Origin of the sequence: Candidatus Borrarchaeum sp. (assembly GCF_019058535.1) — an archaeon.
Classification (GTDB): domain Archaea; phylum Asgardarchaeota; class Sifarchaeia; order Borrarchaeales; family Borrarchaeaceae; genus Borrarchaeum; species Borrarchaeum weybense.
The window spans coordinates 1-4,687 of the sequence record NZ_JAHPYX010000101.1 but is presented as its reverse complement, the minus strand read 5'-3'; the positions used below and the strand labels follow the sequence as shown (position 1 = coordinate 4,687).

At 37.2% G+C, this 4,687-nt stretch carries 5 protein-coding genes; 1 reads left to right on the top strand and 4 read right to left on the bottom strand.

The features are described from left to right. The first annotated feature begins 193 nt into the window (after window positions 1-193). Window positions 194-397 (top strand): hypothetical protein, encoded by a 204-nt coding sequence (locus QVB70_RS05585; RefSeq protein WP_287584218.1) that lies wholly within the window; start codon window positions 194-196, stop codon window positions 395-397. A gap of 45 nt (window positions 398-442) precedes the next feature. On the opposite strand, the gene larA is transcribed toward QVB70_RS05585, so the two are convergent. The 4 genes from larA to QVB70_RS05565 form a co-directional block, all read right to left on the bottom strand. Next, window positions 443-1,714 (bottom strand): nickel-dependent lactate racemase, encoded by a 1,272-nt coding sequence (gene larA, locus QVB70_RS05580; RefSeq protein WP_287584217.1) that lies wholly within the window; start codon window positions 1,712-1,714, stop codon window positions 443-445. 60 nt (window positions 1,715-1,774) lie between these two features. After that, window positions 1,775-2,359: a signal peptidase I gene (locus QVB70_RS05575; protein WP_287584216.1), complete on the bottom strand. Its 585-nt coding sequence runs from the start codon at window positions 2,357-2,359 to the stop codon at window positions 1,775-1,777. Window positions 2,360-2,543: 184 nt separating this feature from the next. Continuing rightward, on the bottom strand, window positions 2,544-4,055 hold the full coding sequence (locus QVB70_RS05570) for a glycosyltransferase family 39 protein (protein WP_287584215.1): 1,512 nt from the start codon (window positions 4,053-4,055) through the stop codon (window positions 2,544-2,546). 10 nt (window positions 4,056-4,065) lie between these two features. Next, complete coding sequence (locus tag QVB70_RS05565) at window positions 4,066-4,545, bottom strand: hypothetical protein (protein ID WP_287584214.1); 480 nt, start codon at window positions 4,543-4,545, stop codon at window positions 4,066-4,068. Between the last annotated feature and the right edge of the window lie 142 nt (window positions 4,546-4,687).

Genomic DNA, 4,687 nt, shown 5'->3' with positions numbered 1-4,687 from the left:
TTGTAGTTCTCGCTCCCTCACGGGAGGCGACGCTTCGCCACTTTTCCTACAGTTATGGGCTTACGGAAGCTTACCAGGTTGCACACGCTGCTCACCCTTATCCTGCCCCTTGTTTATCTGCCTGCAGGATGCTATTGATCTGTTACCTGCCTGCTTTGCAGGTTAGCACACTGCACACCAAAAGGGGACTCTCTTGCCACGCTGGATAAGATCTCATGCACGGGCATCCTCACGTTTAGCCCTGTCACCTGCTGACTGGTCGCTTACAGGAGGATATACCTCCACCCAGTCGAGCATTACGGGTACACTTGCGGTACCATCTATAGGTTTCCAAAAAACTATAAAAAGACATCGGCTTTCATCCCCCAGCTGTCGAAAGGAGACTTTCCGCCGATAAAGTTAAATTCTTCTTCTCAATGAGTGTATCCACAATTTCTTGCTGTTAGGATGGAGTAATTAAAGGAAGCGTTTCTCCTCCAATAGGGAGCGTCCATACGCTTGCATCATTACCCATTCTTGAAAAAGCAAGATCTAGTGCGTCTTCCACGCTATCTGATGGGGTCATATTAAAAGGATCTTCTACTAATTCAGAGTCTAACTCTGAAACTAGAATTATATCTGCCTTCATCATCGTTTTCCGCATATAGTATGCTTTGTGCCCACCGAGTTTAAAATTAGTTTGCACTTGTTTACTTAGTTCCTCTAGAGTTTTATATTTATACATCCATTCTTCAAAGACTTTATGTCCTATACCATCTTTGCACGCTGCAATTACCACTAATTGACCACCAGGTTTAACTATCGTCTGAGCCTGTTCAATCGCTTTTTGAGCTTGATAGAGGTTGATATCCTTTGGAAAGCCGCCTGAACTCACTAAGACGATATCGGCAGGTTTGTCTACGTAGATTTTGAACAATTCGTCTACTTTTTTTACACATTTATTGAAGGCGCTGACTATCCCACCAGTGGCAACCTCGGCAACCTCCTTATTTGAATCGAGAACAACACTTACGCAAAAATCAACTTTAGCCTTTTCAGCAGCCTGTGTCATATCGACATGAATAACATTCCCGTCTAGGTTTCCTGTAACTGCATCTGGATGAATTAAATTTGAATGGTTTTTCTGAATGCTTTTTAAGCTTGAAATTCCAGGCAAAATGCTTTTTCGACCTCCTGTGTACCCTGCATAATAATGAAATGCAACATCTCCAATAGTAATTCGTTTATCTGCTTCAACAAACTTTCTATTTAGCTCCACAGGTGTCTGTAAATGCGTCATTCCTAAATTGACTAAATCATCAGCTTGACAATTATGATTCTCTACTACAAAACGGCTAACTATGTCTTTACCCAATAACTCATCCATTTCCTTTCTAGTCACAGGACGATGACTACCAACTGCAATTAGTATCTCAATGTTTTCCTCTTTAATACCCAAATTATCAAGTCTATTTAGCAAAACAGGTAGGATTTCTTTGCTTGGAGTGATTCTCGTGTTATCGTTGACTACTATACTTATTTTATCATTCCTATCGAAAAGCTTATCAAAACTTGATTTATCTACGGGATTATTGATGGCGTTTTCATAACTAAGAATTGGTGTTGGATTTTCAATATTCGAATTTTTTTTACTCTCAATAACGCCCAAAGAGTTTTTGTCGCTTATATCTGTATAAATGGCTTCTTCTCCGTATTTTAGTTCTACTTCTACCAATCAAATCGCCCACTAATCTTAGAGACGTCGCTTTTTAACTTTTTTGGTGGTTTACGAACGTCAATGATTCTGATCTTTACTGTTTGTTATTATTTCCTCATCTTCAGGCGTTTTTGTTTCCCCAAACGGAATTGAGATTAATATAATTAGAAGGATAACTGCTCCTATGATAAGAATTCCGTAGGGGCTTCCGGACACAGCAAGTGAAACATATCCTATGATTGGTACAGAAAGGATAACTTTCCCAATAACATTCTCCTGGGGAATCATGCCATTCCAACACTCACTGCCGCGCCAATAGTCGGCAGAAGGATTATTATCACCTTTGGTTCTAAAATATAATTTGCCGTCTTGACTGCGATACTGTATTTCTATGATCCGGTGCACAATGTCATATGATCTTGTAGAGACTTCAAAAACTATTACATCGTCTACTTGAAGTCTATCGCTTGGGATGTTTTGTAAAATAAGCAAATCTCCAACATTATAAGTTGGCCGCATACTTCCTGAAGAGACCGACCGAAGTGGACTTTCAGGATACGTCCCTAAACCTACCTCAAGTCCAATGAATATTGCATATGAGCCCACAACAGCTATGATTATAAAAACAACAGTTTCAATTATTTCTCTCTTATACTTTTTCATAAAAACACCAAACTTATACTATAAAGTTGTGGACCATCGCCTTTTTACAAAATCGTGTAATAGTTAAAAAACCTTTGGACAATAACATCAAAGCGTATATTTGAAGTCGATATTATCGCGGGCGCAAAGATCTGATTAATTCAGTTTGTCAACTTCGATTGACTATAACTTATTTCGATCCTTCTTAAAAAACTCGATATAAGTCAGTATCACCAAAAGTTCTTTCAAGTATACATTGTGACTCCAGAAATTCATGTAATTCTGGGCTGATTCCCCAGCCATATTTTAATTGAGGGTCGACAATAAGATAGTTAAGGTCATCTAACAGCGATTGATGAAGCGTATAATCTCCTTGACGTTCTGCGTTTTCAATAAGTGTTTGCGTATCATGAAAAACATGTTTTTTGGAGAGAAAATCTATTGCTGGGTTGCCAACTATCACAGCACCTTCCTCAACATACAAATCTAAGTATTCTGCTACTTGTTGTGGCTCATAATCTCCTTCCGAGGTGAATATGGCTCCCACGCTATTGAGGGTATCATAAAGTCCGATTAGAACGATGAGTCCTATCAATACTGATAATAGAATGCGTGGGTTGGCAAATAGTTCGCATAGCAATCTCCTTTTGACGTGCCGATTAGAAGTGGCAAATCTGAATTGCATGGCAATATCGATAATAAAAACAGATGCGGCAATACTAAGAGGCAAGAATAAAGGTGAAAGATATCTGAGAGGTAATTTGTTTGCAAATAGTAAAACTATAGTTGGTGCGAAAATCCAAGGGAAAAGAAGAAATGACTCTTTTCTTTTCTTCAAAAAGATCGAATAAATTAATCCGATAAAGCCAAAACCAAAAATTAATGGATTTGATCTAATTGAAAGGGCAAAATAATAAATGCCTTGTGCCTCACCGCGTTGAGGTCTTAATAAATACATTCCAATCATTGTTTGGAGAACATCTGGATCAGATAAACGTGCAAATATGAGATATGGGCTAATGGTAATAATACAAACTACTAGTAAAATAATAAAACTACGTATCGACTGTTCTAGTTCCCTTTTTCCCTTTATAGCATTCAACAGTGTACTTACAAATATAATAAGAATAGCAAATGCTCCAGTTGCCTTTGTAAGAATTGCTAACCCAGCACAAATGCCTGCAAGGATAGTATATGCTTGTTTATTACTTCTGAAACTGACATAGCAGAAAAAGATTGAAAGAGCGATGAAAAAAGATTGTGTAGTATCCAATAGAGCAAGTCTATCAATTGAAAGTGCATATGCATCAATTGCGTATAAACCTGCAGCAAGTATTCCAACTTTTTCCTTATTTAATATGTCTTTACCGAATCTATAAGCAAGATAGCATGTCAATGAGCCAAAAATTGCCGAAACTGCACGTGCTTGGACGATCCCACTCCCAAAAAGAGTAAATGAAATTGCAGTAAATATGAAAAACAATGGTAAATTCCAATAAGCTGGTCCAGCGAAACTGTGACTCCACCACATGAATCTTCCATTCGCAGTATTTTCAGAAATGTCACAATAATTCCCCTCATCATAGCTGAATCGAGGTACACCCTCCAAATTCCAGAATCTTAAAAGAAGTGCAATTCCAATTATTATTACTACAATTATTTTTTCTAATGTTAACGTTCCTACATGTTTTTTGAGGATGTGAACTAGACGTTCCATTATGTACATCTTACTCCTTTATTATTCGCCAATTTGGATACTTCAGCAATATACTACAACTAACAGTTCCAATAAAGAATAAAATTGCAAAAAAACACATTGGAAGCATTAGTAGACTAATAATGAGGGGCAAGTCACCCGGTAGCACTTGGATATAAGACTTAGCGTAGTCTAATGTTATATAGATGAGATCTCCGATAATGCTTCCTAAAAATCCTAGCAACGCTAGGATGAAATAATCTTTGAAGAAAATATCATCCTGAATATCGTATACTCGGGCGTATCCACTTAAGAAACCGAATACTACTCCGCATAAGAGATATGCGAGAAATGCATTTGAATACATCTGTGTTATGTAAGTGATAAATGACTCCCATTGAATATTACTCCATAGAGTAATAATAATTCGTCCTATGATTCTAATTATTATAATCATTAGAACTACTGAAGAAATATGCCTTAACGTTTCCTTAAGAGAAATAAATGCCATTTCAGTTCATCTATAGAAATTTTCTCTTTAAAAAGAATTTCATCACATTTTGGTGTAACTATGGTCTTTTAGCTAAGCAAAGCGAAACATAAAAATATTTTCATGCTATAATTTCATCCCTCACCTGGAGGCAATTATAGGT

Coding starts and splice junctions, on each gene's coding strand:
- QVB70_RS05575 (WP_287584216.1), bottom strand. CDS start 2,359: ATGAAAAAGTATAAGAGAGAAATAATTGAAACTGTTGTTTTTATAATC.
- QVB70_RS05570 (WP_287584215.1), bottom strand. CDS start 4,055: ATGGAACGTCTAGTTCACATCCTCAAAAAACATGTAGGAACGTTAACA.
- QVB70_RS05565 (WP_287584214.1), bottom strand. CDS start 4,545: ATGGCATTTATTTCTCTTAAGGAAACGTTAAGGCATATTTCTTCAGTA.